This window comes from Rhodopseudomonas sp. G2_2311 (genome assembly GCF_047501505.1).
GTDB classification, from domain to species: domain Bacteria; phylum Pseudomonadota; class Alphaproteobacteria; order Rhizobiales; family Xanthobacteraceae; genus Rhodopseudomonas; species Rhodopseudomonas palustris_H.
Map to the genome: position 1 here is coordinate 104,421 of NZ_JAZDRK010000013.1, position 18,156 is coordinate 122,576.

Sequence of the window (18,156 nt, forward strand, 5' to 3'; positions counted from 1 at the left end):
TGGAAATGCGCGCGCCGCTAGGCGGCAAAATCAACGTTGACAAGTACGACGGTTAGGAATAAATGCACATTAACCTCTCCCATCGAGGGGCGCCTCCGGAGGCGTCTTGAGGCGGGGAGAGGGGCGGCGTCCTGCGTTGCGTGGTTCGCAGCCACGTGGCCCGGGAGGCCGAGGGTGACCGTCCGCCGCTACTACGAGCGGCCGCCGCTTCAGAGGCTGGACGGGTACAGTGGAGGCCGGGGAAAGCCCGCAAGCTCGCTGTGTCCCGGAAGAACGGTCCTTCGGCCCAAAGATCGCCGCGGTGGGCGCGCCGTGAGGCGTTGCGCGAGGGATCGCAAGCCCTCGCGACAAGATCCACCCTTAGCGCCGCACGGCGCGCCCCCGCCCCTCGCTACGATAGCGACGGGCGCAGAACTCGGGCTCATCGAGCCGCGAGAGCGATCGGCCGTGGCTGTTTGACAGTGTGGATCGGAAAATGGGATGAGCGCCGTGCGCTTGCGCCGCGCGGCTGCGGCATCGCCCGACGTGATCGGGCGACCTGGTTGCAGAGCGTTGCTGTGATGCCGTGCCCTGACGTGACCGCTCGTGAATACTGGATCCCCGCCTGCGCGGGGATGACGGCTGAGGGTGGGGCGACGTTATGGCGGCGCTATCAGGTACCAACTATCCACGAGTCATTCCGGGGCGCGCAGCGAAGCTGCGTGAACCCGGAATCCATAGCCCCTGTGTTCGCGGTTACGTCGAGGCACCCGTTACTACGTCTTTGCCGCATCACTGATGCTGCGGCGTATGGATTCCGGGTTCGCGCTTCGCGCGCCCCGGAATGACAAACGTGAGGATCATGTGATCCTCACGCATTCCGTGCCATCAAACCACCGTCGACCGGGATCACCGCGCCGGTGATGAACGACGCCGCCGGCAGGCACAGGCTCAGCGTCATGTGGGCGACCTCTTCCGGGTCGCCGTAGCGGTGCAAAGCGGTGCGACGGCGGGCGTATTTCTGTTTGTGGTCCGCGCTGATACGGTCGGTCATTCCGGTGGTGATCGGGCCGGGGCAGATGCAGTTCACGGTGATGCCTTCGGGGCCGAGCTCGACTGCGAGCGAGCGCGTCAGGCCGGTGACGCCGGCTTTCGCCGCCGAATACGGGCTGTGAGTTGCGGTGGCGCCGAGCGCTTCGGTGGAGGCGATGTTGACGATGCGCGGAGATTGCGACTTGCGCAAATACGGCAGCGCGGCGCGGATCACGCGCGGATGCGCGGTGAGCAGAATGTTGAGCGCGCGCTCCCACACCGCATCGTAGCCCGCATCATCGATCGGCAGCGCCGCCGAGATGCCGGCATTGTTGATGACGATGTCGAGCCCGCCGAGTGATTGCGCGATGTGCTCGACGCCGCTCTTGATCGCCTGCGCGTCGCCGACATCGAGCGCAAACGCGGTCGCATCACCGCCGCGCGCCTTGATGGCGTCGGCGACCGGCTGCGCGCCGGCGAGGGTGACATCAGTGACGGCGACGCGTGCGCCTTCGTCGGCGAACACGTGGGCGGTGGCGCGGCCCATGCCGCTCGCGGCGCCTGTGACGAGAACGCGCAGGCCTTTGACGGAACGGCTGAGCGGCTTGTACGACATCGGTTTCCTCCGGTTGTTTCTTGTTGCGGAATGTGCAGGCGCGCGGCGCGCGTGTCTTCCAATTGACAAGGCTGGCATCGATCGACACACAGGTCAAACGTCGCGCAGACGACGAACAACAACAAACAGGAGGACGCGCGTGAACGATCTCGATTTCAGTGGCCAGCAGGTGCTGGTGGTCGGCGGTTCGAGCGGCATCGGCAACGGCATCGCGCAGGCGTTTCGCACCCGCGGCGCCAAGGTCTGCGTCACCGGCACGCGCGCGGCGCCGTCGGACTACTCGGCTGAAGACGGCAGCCATTTCGACGGACTGACTTACGTGCAGCTCGACGTCGGCAAGGCCCAGGCGGTCGACGCGTTCGCGCCGCCGATCGAACGGCTCGACGTGCTGGTGCTGGCGCAGGGTGCGGTGATCTACCGCCGCGGTGAGTTCGAGATGGACGGCTTCCGCCACGTGATGGAAGTCAACCTGATGAGCCTGATGGCCTGTGCGGAGAAATTCCACGCCCAGCTCAAGGCGTCGTCCGGCAAGCTGATCATCGTGTCGTCGACTGCGGCGTTCCACGCCACCAAGGGCAACCCGGCCTACAACGCGTCGAAGACCGGCGCCTACGGGCTGACCCGGACGCTGGCGCAGGCCTGGGCCGAAGATGGCATTCGCGTCAACGGCATCGCGCCCGGCCTGGTCGATACCAAGATGACCAAGGTCACCACCGACAACCCGAAGCGGCTCGCCGGCGCGATCGAAGGCATTCCGATGAAGCGCCTCGGCACGCCCGAAGACATGGCTGGCGCCGCGCTGTTCCTGGCGTCGCCGCTGTCGGCCTATGTGCTCGGCCAGACGCTGGTGGTCGACGGCGGGCTGATTTTGTAGCGGAGCTCGTAGGATGGGTTGAGCGCAGCGAAACCCATCCTGCGAACTAACCAGTCGTCATTCCGGGACAGGCGCAGCGCGGCCCGGAATGACCACGAGAGGGGCGTGCGCCTCAGCGGAAGATCGAGAAGAAGCCCGACGCGCTCGGCGGCGGGGCGCGGCGGCCTTGCTGCTGCGGCGGGCCGCCGAAGCCGAAGAAACCGGACGCGGTCGGCGGCGGGGGCGGCGGTGCGGAGCGGGCGACACGGCGCTGCTGTTGCTGCTGCGGCTGCGATCCCGCCGAAGCGCTCGGCGCGCCGCCGCTGGGCTTGGCGCTTGCCACCGGGGTCTCAGGCTTCGGCTGCTCCTTCGGCGGCGGCGGCTCCTGGGCCTTTTCGATCGAGACTTCCCGGCGCGGCCAGACGTCGTCGTCGGCGCGGCCGGCGGGCGCCGCCAGCGGCTCGCCCTTCACCAGCGTGCGGGCAACCAGCGCATCGACCGGCGCCGGCGCGGTGCCCGGGCCGCCGAGCAGGCGGTCGGTCGACACTGAAGAAGCGACCAGCGGCAGGATCGGACCGGCGGCCGGGCGCGGCGCCGGGCCTGCCGGAGGCTTGGCGGCTGTGTCGGGCGCGGCCGGTTCGGTCGGTAGGGCGATCGGGCCGCTGCGCGCTGCCAGCAGGCGGGCGATCTCGCGCTCGGCGTAATGCGCCAGCTTGCGGGCGCCTGCCTTGGTGAAATACACGCCGTCATACGAGCGCAGCCGGCGGATCTGGCCTTCGAAGTCCGGGCCCTGCAGCACGTAGCGGCCGCCTTCGTCGACGAAGCCGTCCCAGACGTCCACATAGGTGATGCCGGCCTTGGCGGCGCCGTCGCGATACAGCGCGTTGAGGAACTGCATGTCCGAGGTCGCCTTGGTGCCGCGCACCGCGGGCAGGCCGACCCACAGGATCGGGACGTTCTTGGCTTTGAGGACGTTGATCAGGTCCTCGATCTTCTTGGCGTAAAGCTCCGACCAGCGATCCTCGCGAAACTGGGCGATGCCGCCTGCGGCGCGCTTGCCCTTTTCGTTCATGATCCGCAGCGAGTCGTCGTCGTCCTCGTCGTCATCCGCTGCGGCGTTGTCGGCGGCCTTATCGTCCGGCTTGGCGTCGGTTTTGCCGTCAGGCTTCGCGTCGGTTTTGTTGTCTGTCTTGTTGTCTGTCTTAGCGTCCGGCTTGGCCTCCTCGCCGGGCTTGGCGGCGGCCTTGTCGTCCTTCTTCTTGTCCTTCTCGGGCGTCGTCGCCTGCTCGCGGATCGCAATCCGGTCCGACAGGCCGAGCATCACCACGATCGCGTCCGGGTTCTCCTGGGCGATCACCTCCTTGGCGGCGGCGACCCAATCCGACGGCTCACCCTTCGGCGCGTAGCGGAGCAGGCCCGAGATGGTCTTGAACTTGCGAACCACGCCCATTTCGGGCTGCTCGGCGTAAGCCTGCTCCAGGCCGTAGCCGAGCCAGTCGGCCATCGAGTCGCCGAGCACCAGCACGGTCCGATCCGGGATCGTCTCGCGCTTCTCGGGCGCGGGCGCCTTGGAATAGTCCTCGCGCGGGGCGGCGCGGCGCTGCGGCTGGTTCTGGTGGAACGGCTGGAACACGTCGTTGCCGAACCAGCCGAAGCCGCCACCACCGCCGCCGCCGCGCTGCTGGCGGGCGGGCGGGGGGCCGCCGAAATCGAAGAACTGCGCCGATGCCGGCCCGACAATGCCGAACAGCAGCACGCCGGCGACCGCGAGCGCGCCCAGCGGGCCGCGCTCGGTAAAGACGCCAAAGAAGGATCTCGGCTTGTCGGACATGCGGATCTTGCGCAATCGCCACCGGAAGAACGGAAGCTGATCCCTATACTAGCGGATTCGGGCCGCAACCGGGCAGCTTTCGCCGGCTCCATAAGGCGGTCCCGGCCGCGCCCGTCAAGGGCTTCGGCCGGGCCGCATCGGACCGCCTAAGCCGCGGATCGGCCGGGCGGGAGCCGCGCATCGAGGGCGGCGGCGAGCGCGGGCGACACCGGTGTCATCGGCAGCCGCACCTCCGGGCTGTCGATCAGCCCCCGCCGCCACAGCGCATGTTTCACCGGCGCCGGGGACGGCTCGGCGAACAGCAGCTTCGGCAGGTCGGCGAGGCGTTGCCATTCGGTCGCTCCGCCGAGCCGATCGCCGGCCTGCAGCCGATGCATCATCGCGGCGAACGCCTCGGTCTCCAGATGCGCCGAGGCCAGGATCGCGCCATCGCAGCCGCGGCTTAAGGCATCGAAGGCGAGCGCATCCTCGCCGGTGAGAACCGCAAAGCCCGGCGGCCGCAGCCGCAGCAGCTCGGCGGTCTGCGCAGGATCGGCGCAGCAATCCTTGACGCCGACGATGTTGGCGCGCTCGGCGAGCCGCAGCATCGCCTCGTTCTGCAGATTGACGCCGGTGCGATACGGAATGTTGTAGATCAGGATCGGCCGCGCGGTGGCGTCGGCTGCGGCTTCGAAATGCAGCACCAGTCCCTGCTGCGAGGGGCGGGTGTAATACGGGCAGGCGATCAGCACGCCGTCGATCGGCCAGCGCGCAGTCCGCGCCAGGGTCTTCACCAGCTTGCGCGTGTCGCTGCCGGACAGCCCGAGATACACCGGAAGCTTGCGGCCGCCCGCCGCCAGCGTGTCGGCGGTCAGCATCACCAGGCGCTCGAGCTCCGTCTCGTCCAGCGTCAGCCCTTCGCCGGTGGTGGCGCCGAGGATCAGCCCGTCGAGCGGTGCCCGCGCGTAGTGGGTGATCAGCCGGCGCAGCGATGCGGCGTCGAGGGCGCCGTCCCGAAACGGCGTGATCAGCGGCAGCCACAGCCCGCGCGGCTGTTCGGCTGTCGCGTTCAGGGTCGTCTCCATCTTCGGTCTCCTGAGAGGTCGGGCCGGAGGCGGAGCTGCAACAAAAAACCCCGTCGAAACCGGCGGGGTTGGGTGCATGCGTGAAGGCGAGATTGATCTATCGCGCGCGCAAGCCACCGGCCCCTGAAGGAGCGCTGGCTTTCGATTTCAAAGCGGCGGCACGGCGGATCATGCGGCGGAGGATGGGCGGCGCGCAGCCGGGTGTCAAGCGGGGCGCCGGGCTTCGGCCTGCGCGTCTGCCGCAAACAATGCCGTGAATGGGCCTGCTTACTCCGCCGTCTTCAGGAACATCGCGGCACCGCCGGTGTTCGCACCCTGACAGGAAGACGGCAGCGGATTCTCGCCATGGCGCACGACGCATTCCCCGCACACTCAGTCCCTGCAAACTCAGTCCGACTGGCATCGACCGCGCGGATCGGCGCGCATCCGATCCATCCGATGCTGGTGCCTATCCCGATCGCCTGCTTCGTCGGCGCGCTGCTCACCGATCTCGCCTATTGGAAGACCGCCGAGATCACCTGGTCGAATTTCTCAGCCTGGCTGGTGAGCGCCGGTGTGGTGATCGGCTGGCTGGCGGCGATCTTCGGCGCCGTCGATCTGCTCGCGCGCCGCGCCATCCGCAATCTCACCGCAGCGTGGATTCACGGCATCGGCAATCTCGTGGTGCTGCTGCTCGCCACCCTCAACATGCTGGTGCACACCCACGATGCCTGGACCTCGGTGGTGCCGTGGGGGCTGACGCTGTCGGTGCTGACGGTGCTGGTCCTGCTGGTCACCGGCTGGATGGGGTGGGCGCTGGTGTATCGCTATCGTGTCGGAGGCGCCGGATGAGCACCGTCATGTTCAAGCGCACCGCCACGCTCGTCGCCTGTGCGTCGCTGCTCACGCTCGCCGGTTGCGGCGGCGACGATCATTTCGACGTCTCCAGCCAGATCGGGCCGAATCCAAATCTGCCCGAACCGCAGCAGTATCTGTTTCCGCCGATGAAGCTGGCGCCGGTGGTCGGATGGAAGGACGGCGAGACGCCGAGCGCGCCGGAAGGCCTCAAGGTCGCCGCACTCGCCACCGGCCTGCAGCATCCGCGCGAGCTCTACGTGCTGCCGAACGGCGATGTGCTGGTGGTGGAATCGAAGAAGCCGCCCGGCGAGCCGATCAAGCGGCCGAAGGATCTGGTGATGGGATGGGTCGAGTCCTTCGTCACCTCGGGCGGCAGCGGTGCCAACCAGCCGAGCAATCGCATCACGCTGCTGCGCGACGCCAATGGCGACGGCGTTCCCGACGTGCGCAGCACCTTCCTCGACCATCTCAATTCGCCGTTCGGCGTCGCGCTCGTCGGCAACGACCTCTATGTCGCCAACACCGACGCGATCATGCACTACACCTATCATCCCGGCGACACGCAGATCAGCGAGCCCGGCACGGTGCTGACGCCGCTGCCCGGCGGTCCGATCGATCATCACTGGACCAAGAGCCTGGTCGCGAGCCGCGACGGCGCGCTGCTGTATGTCGGCGTCGGCTCCAACAGCAACATCACCGAGAATGGCCTCGAGGCGGAGAAGAACCGCGCCGCGATCTGGGAGGTCGACCGCGCTGTCGGGCGCTGGCGGCTGTTCGCCACGGGCTTGCGCAATCCCAACGGCCTCAGCATCGAGCCGCAGACCGGCGCGCTCTGGACGGTCGTCAACGAGCGCGATGAGCTCGGCCCCAATCTGGTGCCGGACTACATGACCTCGGTGAAGGACGGCGGCTTCTACGGTTGGCCGTACAGTTACTATGGTCAGCACGTCGATCCGCGGGTGCAGCCGCCGCGGCCCGATCTGGTGGCCAAGGCGATCGTGCCGGATTACGCGCTCAGCTCACACGTCGCCCCGCTCGGGATGGCGTTCGCCAACGGCACCAGCCTGCCGGCGAAATATCGCGGCGGCGCCTTCGTCGGCGAGCACGGCTCGTGGGACCGGCAGCACTTCAACGGCTACAAGGTGGTGTATGTGCCGTTCGACGGCGGCAAGCCGAACGGCAAGGCCGAAGATGTCGTCACCGGCTTTCTCGACCCAAGCGGCAAAGCCCGCGGCCGCCCGGTCGGCGTCGCCATCGATAAATCCGGCGCCCTGCTGATCGCCGACGATGTCGGCAACACGGTGTGGCGCGTCACCGCAACTGGCGCCACGCCGCAGACAGCGGGAGGAGTTGGCACAACAACCGGTGCTGCACCAACGCCGAGCCCGCAGCAGTAATCACTCGTCGGAAGTGAACTTCGAGGGGCGCGCTGAACTCAGCGCCCTCTCAACCTCTCCAACATTTCCCCCGTCGCAAATCCATCCGCCGGTGCGCCGATTGAAGCCTGAAAGTTGCGCAGAGCGCTGCGGGTTTCGGAGCCGAACTGGCCGTCGGGAGTGCCGCGGTAGAAGCCGCGCTGGGCGAGGAGCTGTTGCAACTCCAGCTTTTCGGTGCGGGACAGGGCGCGCTCCTGACGCGGCCAGGCCTGCACGAACGGCGGGCCGCCGCGCAGCCGGTCGGCGAAATGGCCGATCGCCAGCGCATAGGCCTCGGCCGGGTTGTACTTCATGATCACCCGGAAATTGGTGAGCATCAGGAAGCCGGGACCGGCGGCGCCGGCGGGGGCGAGCAGATAGGCCTTTTCGCTCGAGCGCGGGAACGGCTGGCCGCCGGCGCGGCGCAGCCCCATCTGCTCCCATTGCGCCAGAGTCTGGGTCTGGCGGCGGTCGGCCAGCATGTAGTTGAAGCCGCGCGGCACCACGACCTCGTAACCCCAGGTCTGGCCGGCCTGCCAGCCGTCCTTCTTCAGGTTGTTGGCGGTCGAGGCGATCAGGTCGTAGGGATTGTCGACCACGTCGCGGCGGCCGTCGCCATCGGCATCGACCGCGAAACGCTTGAACGCCGTCGGCATAAATTGCGTCGGGCCGAACGCGCCGGCCCATGAGCCGCGCAGCTGCTCGGGCCGCAGATCGCCGCGATGCAGGATCTCCAGCGCGGTGAGGAATTCGTCCTTGAAGTACGCCTGGCGGCGGCCGACGCAGGCCAGCGTCGCGGTCGAGTTCACCACATAGCGATCGCCCATCTGGGTCGAGTAGTTCGACTCGATGCCCCAGATCGACGCGATGATGTAGCGGTCGACGCCGTAGGCGCGCTCGACGGCGTCGAACTGCGGCTTGTACTGCGCCAGGATTTCGCGGCCCTTGGCGAGGCGGGTGTCGTTGACCAGGATGTCGAGATAATCCCAGATCGACTTGGTGAACTCCGGCTGTGAATCCATCAGGTCCATCAGCCGCAGGTCGGGCGACAGGCCGGCGGTGTAGCGCTCGAACGATTCCCGCGAGATGCCGCGGCGCGCCGCGTCCGGCCACATCGCCGCGACGCAATTGTCGAAATTCGCCGCGGCCTCGCGGATCGCCGCTGCGGTCATCAGCGGATGGCCCGAAGCGCCGTCCTCGCCGCTCCAGGGCTGTGCGGCGGAGCTGCCGCCGGAGGGCGCGCTCGCGCCGGGCGCGGCTGGGCGGCTCGGCGACGGATTGCCGAAAATGCTGTCGAGGAAGTTCAGAGGATTGCCGGATTGCGCCTGCGCCGCCGTGGCCGAAAGCGCCACGCCGCCGAACCATGCCGCGAGCGCGGCAGCTGCCAGCCGGTTGTGTCCCGTCATCGCCGATTGCATCCCACCTGTTGCGAGGCCCCCGGGGCAGGAGGCGCCGTGATGGTTTCCATCAGCTTAACAAAGCGGCTTTTTGCCGTCCGGCCGCCCGCGCCCGTACCGAGTTTTCACGTGCGGCGGTGGCCCTTGACGGCCGGTGCGATCGCCGGAGGATGGTGGGAAACGCGCATGGGAATGGGACCGAGATGCTTGGCATTCACGACTTCTGGCTGTTCGTCGCCTCCGGGCTGCTGCTCAATGTCACGCCCGGGCCGGACACCGCCTACATCGTCGGCCGCGGCCTGCAGTTCGGCTGGCGCGGCGGGGCGGCTGCGGCGCTCGGCGTCGGCACTGGTTGCCTGGTCCACGTTGCGGCGGCGGCCGCGGGCCTGTCGGCGCTGCTGTTGGCGTCGACGCTGGCATTCAGCGTGCTCAAATGGATCGGCGCCGCCTATCTGATCTGGCTGGGATTACGGATGCTGCTGTCGAAGCCGAGCGATTTCACCGCCACCGCAGGCGCTGCCCCGACGCTGTCGCTGGGCTCGGTGTTTCGCCAGGGCATGCTCACCAATGTGTTGAACCCCAAGGTGGCGCTGTTCTTTCTCGCCTTCCTGCCGCAGTTCGTCGCCGCCGATGCGTCCGATAAGGCGCTGGCGTTTCTGGTGCTCGGGCTGATCTTCGTGGTCAACGGCACGCTGTATTGCCTGGCGCTCGCGGCCTTCGCGGCGCGGGCGGCGGATCGGCTGCGACGCTCCGGCTCGGTGCTGCAATGGATCAATCGCGGTCTCGGGGCGCTGTTCGTCGCGCTCGGCATCCGGGTGGCGCTGGCGCGCGCCTGACCGAGGACGCGACGCTAGCCGACTAGCTTCACGAGGGTGGTGGCGGCGAGATACAGGCCGAGCCCCATCAGGGCGATCAGGAACCAGCGCCGGAATGTGTCTGGATGCATCCGTGTGCGCACCGCCTGGCCGCCGAACATGCCGGCGAACGCGGCCGCCAGCGCGATCAGGCCCGGCAGGGCGGTGGCGGTCGACAGCAGGCCGGCGTCGGTGAGGTTGACGGCCAGCGCCAGCGTCGCGGTGGTGAAGAACACGCCGAGCGCCTGGACCAGCTCGTCCTTTTCCATCCCGATCGCCTGCAGATACGGCATCGAGGGAATCACCTGCACGCCGGTCGCCGCCGAGATCACTCCGGTGATCAGCCCGACCGGACCGCCGATCCATTTCTCACGGTTCGGCGCGACGTGGAAGCTGCGCTTGCTGAGGCCGAGAATGCCATAAGCGACCAGCAGCACGCCGAGCACCAGCGACCCGTAGCGGGCATAGGGGCCGGTCATCAGCCCGGCGCCGAGGCGAATGCCGATCACGGTGCCGAGCAGCAGCGGCCACAGCCGGCGCAGGATGTCCCGCAGATAGCTGCCAGCGAAGGTTTGCCAGATGTTGGTGACGATCGCCGGCACGATCACAATGGCGACCGCCTGGGCGGGCGGCATGGCGACGGCGAGCAATCCGATCGACACCGTCGGCAGACCGAGACCGATCACGCCTTTGATGAAGCCGGCGAACGCGAAGACCGCAGCGATGATGAGGAGAAACGGATCGAACACGGCCGCAGATTGCACACTCGCCGAGCTTCACACAACCCGTGCTTCGCTCATGGCTGTGCGGCAGCGGCGCCACCTGCATACTGCGCCGCGTAGTTCGCGCTCGGCGGGATCGGTTTGATGATGTCGATCAGCACGCCGTTTGGATCGGCAGTAATGAAATGGCGCTGGCCGAAATCTTCATCGCGCAGCGACAGCAGGATCGGCAGACCGGCCTGCTGCAGCCGCGCATATTCGCGGTCCGGATCGTCGACTTCGAAATTCAGGATCAGGCCTGACACCTGGCCTCGGCCGGTGGCGGGAATCGTCGCATGCTGGCCGTCGAGAATTGCCAGATTGACGGCAGGATCTTCGGCCGACTGCAGGTGCACGTACCAGTCGGCTTCGAATAGCGGACGGAAGCCGAAATGCCGGCAGTAGAACGCCGCCGTCGCGGCGACATCCGACGTCATGATCACCGGGTAGTAGCTGGTCGATCGCATCGCTTTCCTCCTCGCCAAGAAAAAGATACAGTGTGTATGTATAAAACATGCAGGCTGTATGTATGAAGGCGACGAAGCGACGCACCAACCCCGAACGGTCCAGTGCCACCCAGGCGGCACTGATCGCAGCGGCCCGCGAGGCATTCGTGGTTCGCGGCTATGCGGCCACCAGCACGCCCGATCTGGTGGAGGCCGCCGGCGTCACGCGCGGTGCGCTGTATCACCACTATGCCGACAAACAGGCGCTGTTTCTGGCCGTCGTCGAGGCCGAAGCCGCGGCCGTCGCCACGGAGGTCGAGGCTGGCGCTGCTGACGGCTCGCCGCTCAAGGCTTTGATCGCCGGGGGGCAAGCCTATCTGGCCGCGATGGCCGCGCCGGGCCGCACGCGACTGTTGTTGATCGAGGCGCCCGCGGTGCTCGGCCGCGCCGAGGCCGACGCTATCGATGCGCGGCACGGCGTCAGGACCCTGCGGGAGGGCTTGGAGGCGGCGATCGAACAGCAGGCGATCGCACCGATTCCGGTCGAGGCGGCCGCGAAGCTGCTCGGCGCGGCGTTCGATCGTGCCGCGCTGGAGATTGCGCAAGGAGGCGACCGCGAGAGCTGCCTCGCTGTACTGCGGGCGCTGATCGAAGGGCTGCGGCGATGACCGCTAAGGCGTGGTTCAGGCGTTGAGGATCTTCATCGCAGCTTCGTGCACGCGCTTATCGCCCGCCGCGATGATCCGGCCGCCATTCTGCGCCGGCTTGCCGTCCCAGGTGGTGATGATGCCGCCGGCTCCGGTGATGATGGGAATCAGCGCGGCGACGTCGTAGGGCTTCAGCTCGGTTTCGATCACGAGGTCGAGTTGCCCGGCGGCCAGCATGCAGTAGGAGTAGCAGTCGCCGCCGTAACGGGTCAGTCGCGCCTCGGCCTGGACCTTCTCGAAAATGCCGCGGTCGCTGTCGTTCATCAGCAGCGGCGAGGTGGTGAACAGCACCGCGTCCTTGATAGCGGCGCATCGGCGTACACCGAGTTTGCGCTCGCCGGACGGGCCTTTGTACGTCGCCGAACCATTGTCGCCGGAGAAGCGTTCGCCGATGAAGGGCTGATGCATCATGCCGAACACCGGCGCGCCCTTGTGCAGCAGCGCGATCAGCGTGCCCCACACCGGAAAGCCGGCGATGAAGGACTTCGTGCCGTCGATCGGATCCAGCACCCAGACGTAATCGGCGTCTTCGCGCTCGTTGCCGAACTCTTCGCCGATGATGCCGTGCTGGGGAAAGCTCGCCTTGATCAGCCGACGCATCACCGCTTCGGCGGCGCGATCGGCTTCGGTCACCGGATCGAAATCGCGGCCGGGCTGCTTGTTGTCGATCGTCAGCGTGGTGCGGAAGAACGGCAGGATGGTGTCGCCCGACGAGGTCGCAAGGCGGCCGATAAAGGCGGCGAAATCGATGACCGTCACGGAGCGATCCTTTGCGAGCATTGCGGGCGGGACATGGAACCGCGCCACCATCTTAGACGGGAGCGGCCGAACCCTTGCTCCTTTATTATGGCGGGTGACTCCCGGTCCATAGTCTGAATCGTCGGCAATAAGCCGCACTCACAGCTTTGAAGCGGCTAGCGGCGCTGCGGGAACCAGGTGCGACAAGACCGCTCGGAATCGCCCGAGGAGGCGGTGCGGGCTTTGGTCGCGACCTCGTTCATCTCATTGATCTGTCTCAAATAATTTCAGCAGTTCCGCGGCGTGGACGGTGCTCTGACATGCGTTTTTTGCATGGAAAATCGCCTGAAAACACTTGCGCTTTGTGCGGCGCGGTCGCATATTGTTGCGGTGCGGTAGCGCCTCGCGCTATCGCTGCCCTCCTTGGGCGTTTCCTCCCTAGACTTGGGCCGCTTGCCATCGCAAGCGGCCCTTTTTTCTTTTCGGATTGTCTTTTCTTTGGATCGAGGCTCGGCGGGGCCCGCGGCTCTGTCTGCTCGCGGTGGCCGCTTGAGCTTCGCCAGTCGCCACCTGATCGCGGGGTGTTCGTCGGCGGTTCTCGGCCACGCAATACCTCTCTCGGCCTGCATCAGGTCGGGAGCGGCAGGTGAGAACGCCGTCGAGAAGCCGTGGAGCCCGGCTTCTTAAATGTGCAGTCCTGACGCGATCGACCGTCTGCTAGCCGCCGCCGGTGAGGCCGTCTTTCACCGATGTGAAAGTGGAATTCAGTTTGTCACCAAGCCCGGTGACTGCAGCGATGATCGCCAGCGAGATGCCGGCGGCGATCAGACCGTATTCAATTGCGGTGGCGCCGGATTCTTCCGACAAGAATTTCAGAACAAGACGCTTCACGTTGTTCTCCCAGGATAGCCTGCGGTTGGGGGGTCACAACTGAAGATTGCGGGTTCCACGTTAATTCCGGCTGAATCGGTTCCCGTGAATTTAGGAGCACGATTCGCCGATTGACGCGGATAAGCGGCAAAACGGCACTTGGTCCGCCAAGCCCGCTACTCCGCTGCCGCCTGAAATGGGCGGAGATCGTCCAGCGGGATCTCGGCCAGCCTCTCGGCGAGGCGGCTGAAATCCTCGGCCACGGTGGCGAAGCGGTCGCTGCGCAGCCGCAGCCGTTCGTCCATGTAAATCGCCCGGTTGAGCTCGACCTGAACGGTGTGCAGCCCGGTGGCCGGATTGCCGTAATGCTCAGTGATGAAGCCGCCCGCATAAGGCTTGTTGCGGCCGGTCGAATAGCCACGCGCCGCCATCGTCTCTTCGATCACGGCGGCGATCAGCGGCGAGCAGCTGGTGCCGTAGCGGTCGCCGATCACCACATCCGGTCGCTTCGGCTCGTCGCGCGAGATGCCGACCGACGGCATCGAATGGCAGTCGACGAGAAGCACGGAGCCGAATTGCTGGTGCGCCTGGTTGATCAGGCGGCGCAGTGCGCGATGATACGGCTTGTACAGCGTCTCGATCCGGCCGAGCGCGTCGTCGATATGGATGCGCTCATGGTAGATCTCCTGGCCGTCGCCGACCACGCGCGGGATCGTGCCCAGCCCGCCGGCGACCCGCATCGAGCGGGTGTTGGCAAAGCTCGGCAGCCGGCCGTTGAACATCCGCGGATCGAGCTCGTAGGGCTCGCGATTGACGTCGATATAGGAGCGGGGGAAATGCACCCGCACCACCGGAAAGCCGTCGTGGATCAGGTGGCCGATCAGCTCGTCCATGAACGAATCTTCGGAGCGCTGCAGCGCTTCGAGATCGATCCGCGAGGCGTTCAAGAAGGCGTTCGGATAGACCGAGCCGGAATGCGGCGAATTGAAAATGATCGGGGCGCGCCAGACCGCCGGTTCGGCGATCTCGAAGGCGGGGGAGAACTCACCGTCGAACTCGGTCATCGTCGTCCGCCACTCGTCAAATCCGCCCGTCTCCTGCCTCTGCGACAGCGCATCTGGTGATTTGGTGAGCGGTATTGTCGGCAATCGGGCCGACGCTGCCAAGCAAAATCATTCCAGAGAGCGGTGTCGGAAACGCCGGAGCCGAACAAAAGTGCCCGCTTGCGGATTTGTTGATTCAGAGCCCGATCGGGCGCAGGATTATCCTCGCTTCCTCACGTGATGGGCGACGGGAATTTCACCCGAAATTTACCAGACTTCGGTCTAACTGGATCGATCGGTTTTCCTCGCCCGGATTTGAAGTTCCAGCCACCATGCACAAAATTCTCCTCGCCGAAGACGACAACGACATGCGCCGCTTCCTGGTGAAGGCGTTGGAAAACGCCGGCTTCCAGGTTTCCTCGTTCGACAACGGCATGTCGGCCTACCAGCGGCTTCGCGAAGAGCCGTTCGAAATGCTGCTGACCGACATCGTGATGCCGGAGATGGACGGAATCGAGCTGGCGCGCCGCGCCTCCGAACTCGATCCCGACATCAAGATCATGTTCATCACCGGATTCGCCGCGGTGGCGCTGAATTCCGATTCGGACGCACCGAAGAACGCCAAGGTTCTGGCCAAGCCGGTGCACCTGCGGGAATTGGTCAGCGAAGTGAATAAGATGCTGGCCGCGTAAAATTGGCGTCGAAATCCTGCTTTGGTGTCCTTGCCTGACCGGCTCGGAGCCGATATAGGGACGCCACCCGTGAAGACGATCTGAGGGCGCGTAGCTCAGCGGGAGAGCACCTCGTTGACATCGAGGGGGTCACAGGTTCGATCCCTGTCGCGCCCACCATTCCCCAGCATCGTCGAATTTCATCTTCCCCGATCTCGTGTCTGACCGCTCGGCGGCCGCTTTGCTTTGGCGGAACGAAGCTGCCTGCGACGAATTGGCGCAACATCGCCATTCGGCATGGAGCGACACGATGATCAAGCAGATTGCCATCACCGCCGCTGCGCTGGCGGCTCTTTCCACCGCCGCCGCTGCGCCGGCCAGCGCCGATGAAGTCGGCATTGGAGTGGGGCCGGCAGGTGTCACCGTCGGCACCAGTTACGGCCCGTATTACGGCCATGAAGATCGGTACGTGCGCGAGCGCCGGATCTATCGCGAGAGCGAGCCCGATGAGACCGTCGTGGTTCGCCGGCAATACCGTGAAGAACCCCGCAGCCGTGTGATCATCGAGCACGATGACGATTAAGACGACCAGCGGCCTCCCTCGCGGAGGCCGCTTTTTCATTTCAGGTGGAATTCAGCGGGGCCGGCCGCAGCATCCCCTCAACCCGGATTGGCCTTGCTGCCAACTGCGCCGTAGCGCAGGCCATCAAGCAACAACCCGACCATCCGGCTGGTGTGGTCGGGGTCACCTCCCGGCGCCGAATTGCAGAGCTGCGCCACCGCCTTCAGCAAATCGAACGGGTCGACATCGCGGCGAACCTCGCCAGCCGCGCCGGCTGCATCCAGCAGCGATTGCAGCGCGGGGCGGAGCCGCTGTTCGAAATAGGCCGGCAGGCTGTCATAGGCCGGATTGCCCGAATACAGTGCCGCCGCCAAACCGCGCTTGGTCGCGATGAAGTCGACATAGCGCTGCATCCAGCGCGACAACGCCTCGAGCGGCGAACAGTCCACCGCAAGGACTGTGGCCGCGTCGGCGCAGGCATCGACCTCATTGCGGAACACAGCGACGATCAGGTCGGATCGCTGCGGGAAGTGCCGATACAACGTGCCGACGCCGACGCCGGCTTTCTCGGCGATGTCGCGCACCGGCGCATCCACGCCCGCCGTCGCGAACACCGCCAGCGCCGCTTCGAGCAGCGTCTTCATATTGCGCTGCGCGTCCGCCCGGACCCGACGCGGCGTACCGGCCGCTGAGGCGTCTTTGCGCGGCCGCTTTTCGGGCACAGGAATACCTCTTGATAAACGGAACGATGTTCCGTATAAGGAGTTGCTGGTCCGTTATCTCACATCGATGCCTGCCGGGCTACGCGGCATCGGCCACGCCAACCAACGCTCCGAACTAATAAGCCGCTCGGCGGTTAGCGATTTTTCCGTTCCGCACAATGTGCGCGCGAATACGGCTGCGCGCGCGTTGCTTCATCCCGTCCTCAAGGAGGTCATATGACCGCTGATCGAACTGTCGCGCCCGCCGCGGCGATCCGCATCAATGGAGTGGACTGTCCGGTTCCCGCCGATCCGCGGGTCTCACTGCTCGACCTGCTTCGCGAGACGCTGAATCTGCACGGCACCAAGAAGGGCTGCAATCAGGGCGCCTGCGGTGCCTGCACGGTGCTGGTCGACGGCGAACGCATCGTGTCCTGCCTGTCGCTCGCTGTGCAGCACGCCGGCCGCAGCGTCACCACCATCGAAGGTCTCGCAAGCGAGGCGGGGCTGCATCCGCTGCAGCAGGCGTTCATCGAACACGATGGTTTCCAGTGCGGCTACTGCACTCCCGGGCAGATCTGCTCGGCGATCGGCATGGCATCCGAACTGCAGCGCGGCGTTCCGAGCCACGTCACCCGAGATCTGGCGGCCGACCATATCGCGCCGACCCACGATGAAATCCGCGAACGCATGAGCGGCAATCTGTGCCGCTGCGGCGCGCACAACGGCGTCATCGCGGCGATCCGCGACACCTATGCGGAGGCTGCAGAATGACTCCCTTCGATTACTCACGCGCCGGCGACGTCGCCGAAGCGCTGCGGCTTGCCGGCGCCGCGCAGGCCAAATTTCTCGGCGGCGGCACCAATCTGATCGACCTGATGCGCGAGACGATCGAGCGTCCGGCGGCGCTGGTCGATATCACCCGCCTGACGGCCGACATCACCGAGCCCGAGGGTGGCGGCCTGCTGATCGGCGCGGCCGTGCGCAACACTGCGCTCGCGGAGCACCCCGCCGTGCGCCGGCGCTATCCGATGCTGTCGCGAGCCATTCTGGCAGGCGCCTCGGCGCAGATCCGCAATATGGCGACGGTCGGCGGCAATCTGCTGCAGCGGACGCGCTGCACTTACTTTTACGACGACGCCGGCTCGCGCTGTAACAAGCGCAATCCGCGGCAGGGCTGCGACGCCATCGAAGGCTTCAACCGCAATCACGCAATTCTCGGTGCGTCTGAATCCTGCGTGGCGACGCATCCCTCCGACATGTGCGTCGCGCTCGCGGCGCTCGATGCGGTGGTTCATGTCGAAGGGAACGGGGGGAAGCGGGCGCTGCCGTTTGCCGACTTCCATCGTCTGCCGGGTGATCGGCCCGACATCGAGACGGTGTTGCAGCCCGGCGACCTGATCACCGCGATCGAACTGCCGGCGCAGCCGATCGCCGCGCGCTCGACCTATCGCAAGGTGCGCGACCGTTCGAGCTACGCGTTCGCGCTGGTGTCGGTCGCGGCCGCGATCGAGCTCGAAGACGGCAAGGTGAAGGACGTCCGGCTGGCGCTCGGCGGCGTCGCGCACAAGCCGTGGCGGGCGCTGAAGGCCGAGCAAGAGTTGCGCGGCAAAGAGGCCACCGTGGACGCGTTCCGTGCGGCCGCCGAAGCCGAGCTGACCGCTGCGGTCGCGCTGCGCGACAACGCTTTCAAGATCGAACTGGCCAAACGAACGATCACTGCCGTCCTCGGCGAACTCGCAGGAGATGCCCGATGAGCATCATCAACGAAGCCAAACA

General features: G+C 66.3%; 19 protein-coding genes and 1 tRNA gene. 10 read left to right on the forward strand and 10 right to left on the reverse strand.

From position 1 onward, the window contains the following. Window positions 1-850: 850 nt before the first annotated feature. Entirely contained in the window at window positions 851-1,627 is a 777-nt protein-coding gene (locus VRZ08_RS17085) for an SDR family NAD(P)-dependent oxidoreductase (protein WP_107354327.1), read from the reverse strand. A gap of 139 nt (window positions 1,628-1,766) precedes the next feature. Here VRZ08_RS17085 and VRZ08_RS17090 point away from each other — a divergent pair, with 139 nt between their 5' ends. Continuing rightward, on the forward strand, window positions 1,767-2,501 hold the full coding sequence (locus VRZ08_RS17090; RefSeq protein WP_414533288.1) for an SDR family NAD(P)-dependent oxidoreductase: 735 nt from the start codon (window positions 1,767-1,769) through the stop codon (window positions 2,499-2,501). A gap of 112 nt (window positions 2,502-2,613) precedes the next feature. Here VRZ08_RS17090 and VRZ08_RS17095 read toward each other — a convergent pair whose 3' ends face one another. Next, a complete protein-coding gene (locus VRZ08_RS17095; RefSeq protein WP_414533289.1) occupies window positions 2,614-4,311 on the reverse strand; it encodes a DUF459 domain-containing protein in 1,698 nt (565 codons plus the stop codon). A 146-nt stretch (window positions 4,312-4,457) separates the two neighbouring features. Next, entirely contained in the window at window positions 4,458-5,375 is a 918-nt protein-coding gene (gene dapA / locus VRZ08_RS17100; RefSeq protein WP_414533290.1) for a 4-hydroxy-tetrahydrodipicolinate synthase, read from the reverse strand. A 345-nt stretch (window positions 5,376-5,720) separates the two neighbouring features. On the opposite strand from dapA, the gene VRZ08_RS17105 reads away from it, so the two are divergent. Continuing rightward, window positions 5,721-6,206 carry a DUF2231 domain-containing protein gene (locus tag VRZ08_RS17105; protein WP_414533291.1) on the forward strand — a complete coding sequence of 162 codons (486 nt, stop codon included), beginning with the start codon at window positions 5,721-5,723 and terminating at the stop codon, window positions 6,204-6,206. After that, a complete protein-coding gene (locus tag VRZ08_RS17110; RefSeq protein WP_414533292.1) occupies window positions 6,203-7,609 on the forward strand; it encodes a PQQ-dependent sugar dehydrogenase in 1,407 nt (468 codons plus the stop codon). Before VRZ08_RS17105 ends, VRZ08_RS17110 begins: the two co-directional genes overlap by 4 nt. Window positions 7,610-7,647: 38 nt before the next feature. Here VRZ08_RS17110 and VRZ08_RS17115 read toward each other — a convergent pair whose 3' ends face one another. After that, entirely contained in the window at window positions 7,648-9,033 is a 1,386-nt protein-coding gene (locus tag VRZ08_RS17115) for a lytic murein transglycosylase (protein WP_414533293.1), read from the reverse strand. Between the two features lie 194 nt (window positions 9,034-9,227). On the opposite strand from VRZ08_RS17115, the gene VRZ08_RS17120 reads away from it, so the two are divergent. Beyond that, on the forward strand, window positions 9,228-9,860 hold the full coding sequence (locus VRZ08_RS17120) for a LysE family translocator (protein WP_414533295.1): 633 nt from the start codon (window positions 9,228-9,230) through the stop codon (window positions 9,858-9,860). Between the two features lie 14 nt (window positions 9,861-9,874). On the opposite strand, the gene VRZ08_RS17125 is transcribed toward VRZ08_RS17120, so the two are convergent. Both VRZ08_RS17125 and VRZ08_RS17130 read right to left on the reverse strand, forming a co-directional pair. Further along, a complete protein-coding gene (locus VRZ08_RS17125; protein ID WP_107343058.1) occupies window positions 9,875-10,642 on the reverse strand; it encodes a sulfite exporter TauE/SafE family protein in 768 nt (255 codons plus the stop codon). 32 nt (window positions 10,643-10,674) lie between these two features. Further along, complete coding sequence (locus tag VRZ08_RS17130) at window positions 10,675-11,106, reverse strand: VOC family protein (protein ID WP_414533296.1); 432 nt, start codon at window positions 11,104-11,106, stop codon at window positions 10,675-10,677. 62 nt (window positions 11,107-11,168) lie between these two features. On the opposite strand from VRZ08_RS17130, the gene VRZ08_RS17135 reads away from it, so the two are divergent. After that, window positions 11,169-11,753, forward strand: coding sequence for a TetR/AcrR family transcriptional regulator (locus VRZ08_RS17135; protein ID WP_414533297.1), 585 nt, complete (start codon window positions 11,169-11,171; stop codon window positions 11,751-11,753). A gap of 15 nt (window positions 11,754-11,768) precedes the next feature. Here the strand turns inward: VRZ08_RS17135 and hisN are convergent, their stop codons facing one another. The 3 genes from hisN to VRZ08_RS17150 all read right to left on the reverse strand — a co-directional run bounded on the left by hisN (window position 11,769) and on the right by VRZ08_RS17150 (window position 14,464). Continuing rightward, the gene (gene hisN / locus VRZ08_RS17140; protein WP_164571246.1) at window positions 11,769-12,551 is read right to left on the reverse strand and encodes a histidinol-phosphatase; all 783 of its coding nucleotides are present in this window, start codon (window positions 12,549-12,551) and stop codon (window positions 11,769-11,771) included. A gap of 696 nt (window positions 12,552-13,247) precedes the next feature. Further along, the gene (locus tag VRZ08_RS17145) at window positions 13,248-13,421 is read right to left on the reverse strand and encodes a Flp family type IVb pilin (protein ID WP_107343061.1); all 174 of its coding nucleotides are present in this window, start codon (window positions 13,419-13,421) and stop codon (window positions 13,248-13,250) included. Window positions 13,422-13,576: 155 nt separating this feature from the next. Beyond that, window positions 13,577-14,464, reverse strand: coding sequence for an N-formylglutamate amidohydrolase (locus VRZ08_RS17150; protein WP_107354336.1), 888 nt, complete (start codon window positions 14,462-14,464; stop codon window positions 13,577-13,579). Between the two features lie 311 nt (window positions 14,465-14,775). Here VRZ08_RS17150 and cpdR point away from each other — a divergent pair, with 311 nt between their 5' ends. From cpdR to VRZ08_RS17165, 3 genes are all read left to right on the forward strand, one after another. Beyond that, complete coding sequence (gene cpdR / locus VRZ08_RS17155; protein WP_011156442.1) at window positions 14,776-15,135, forward strand: cell cycle two-component system response regulator CpdR; 360 nt, start codon at window positions 14,776-14,778, stop codon at window positions 15,133-15,135. Between the two features lie 84 nt (window positions 15,136-15,219). Then, window positions 15,220-15,294, forward strand: a tRNA-Val gene (locus tag VRZ08_RS17160). A gap of 130 nt (window positions 15,295-15,424) precedes the next feature. After that, a complete protein-coding gene (locus VRZ08_RS17165; protein WP_414533298.1) occupies window positions 15,425-15,697 on the forward strand; it encodes a hypothetical protein in 273 nt (90 codons plus the stop codon). A 77-nt stretch (window positions 15,698-15,774) separates the two neighbouring features. Here the strand turns inward: VRZ08_RS17165 and VRZ08_RS17170 are convergent, their stop codons facing one another. Beyond that, a complete protein-coding gene (locus tag VRZ08_RS17170) occupies window positions 15,775-16,320 on the reverse strand; it encodes a TetR/AcrR family transcriptional regulator (RefSeq protein WP_414533299.1) in 546 nt (181 codons plus the stop codon). Between the two features lie 294 nt (window positions 16,321-16,614). Between VRZ08_RS17170 and VRZ08_RS17175 the strand changes: the two genes are divergently transcribed. Then, window positions 16,615-17,151 carry a 2Fe-2S iron-sulfur cluster-binding protein gene (locus VRZ08_RS17175; RefSeq protein WP_414533300.1) on the forward strand — a complete coding sequence of 179 codons (537 nt, stop codon included), beginning with the start codon at window positions 16,615-16,617 and terminating at the stop codon, window positions 17,149-17,151. Then, window positions 17,148-18,134: an FAD binding domain-containing protein gene (locus tag VRZ08_RS17180; RefSeq protein WP_414533301.1), complete on the forward strand. Its 987-nt coding sequence runs from the start codon at window positions 17,148-17,150 to the stop codon at window positions 18,132-18,134. The genes VRZ08_RS17175 and VRZ08_RS17180 overlap by 4 nt, the downstream gene beginning before the upstream one ends. Window positions 18,135-18,156 lie beyond the last annotated feature (22 nt).

What these genes read in the sequence shown, in the direction of transcription:
- VRZ08_RS17085 (WP_107354327.1), bottom strand. Translation starts at nt 1,627, where the DNA reads ATGTCGTACAAGCCGCTCAGCCGTTCCGTCAAAGGCCTGCGCGTTCTC.
- VRZ08_RS17095 (WP_414533289.1), bottom strand. Translation starts at nt 4,311, where the DNA reads ATGTCCGACAAGCCGAGATCCTTCTTTGGCGTCTTTACCGAGCGCGGC.
- dapA (WP_414533290.1), bottom strand. Translation starts at nt 5,375, where the DNA reads ATGGAGACGACCCTGAACGCGACAGCCGAACAGCCGCGCGGGCTGTGG.
- VRZ08_RS17105 (WP_414533291.1), top strand. Translation starts at nt 5,721, where the DNA reads ATGGCGCACGACGCATTCCCCGCACACTCAGTCCCTGCAAACTCAGTC.
- VRZ08_RS17110 (WP_414533292.1), top strand. Translation starts at nt 6,203, where the DNA reads ATGAGCACCGTCATGTTCAAGCGCACCGCCACGCTCGTCGCCTGTGCG.
- VRZ08_RS17115 (WP_414533293.1), bottom strand. Translation starts at nt 9,033, where the DNA reads ATGACGGGACACAACCGGCTGGCAGCTGCCGCGCTCGCGGCATGGTTC.
- VRZ08_RS17120 (WP_414533295.1), top strand. Translation starts at nt 9,228, where the DNA reads ATGCTTGGCATTCACGACTTCTGGCTGTTCGTCGCCTCCGGGCTGCTG.
- VRZ08_RS17130 (WP_414533296.1), bottom strand. Translation starts at nt 11,106, where the DNA reads ATGCGATCGACCAGCTACTACCCGGTGATCATGACGTCGGATGTCGCC.
- VRZ08_RS17135 (WP_414533297.1), top strand. Translation starts at nt 11,169, where the DNA reads ATGAAGGCGACGAAGCGACGCACCAACCCCGAACGGTCCAGTGCCACC.
- VRZ08_RS17150 (WP_107354336.1), bottom strand. Translation starts at nt 14,464, where the DNA reads ATGACCGAGTTCGACGGTGAGTTCTCCCCCGCCTTCGAGATCGCCGAA.
- cpdR (WP_011156442.1), top strand. Translation starts at nt 14,776, where the DNA reads ATGCACAAAATTCTCCTCGCCGAAGACGACAACGACATGCGCCGCTTC.
- VRZ08_RS17165 (WP_414533298.1), top strand. Translation starts at nt 15,425, where the DNA reads ATGATCAAGCAGATTGCCATCACCGCCGCTGCGCTGGCGGCTCTTTCC.
- VRZ08_RS17170 (WP_414533299.1), bottom strand. Translation starts at nt 16,320, where the DNA reads ATGAAGACGCTGCTCGAAGCGGCGCTGGCGGTGTTCGCGACGGCGGGC.
- VRZ08_RS17175 (WP_414533300.1), top strand. Translation starts at nt 16,615, where the DNA reads ATGACCGCTGATCGAACTGTCGCGCCCGCCGCGGCGATCCGCATCAAT.
- VRZ08_RS17180 (WP_414533301.1), top strand. Translation starts at nt 17,148, where the DNA reads ATGACTCCCTTCGATTACTCACGCGCCGGCGACGTCGCCGAAGCGCTG.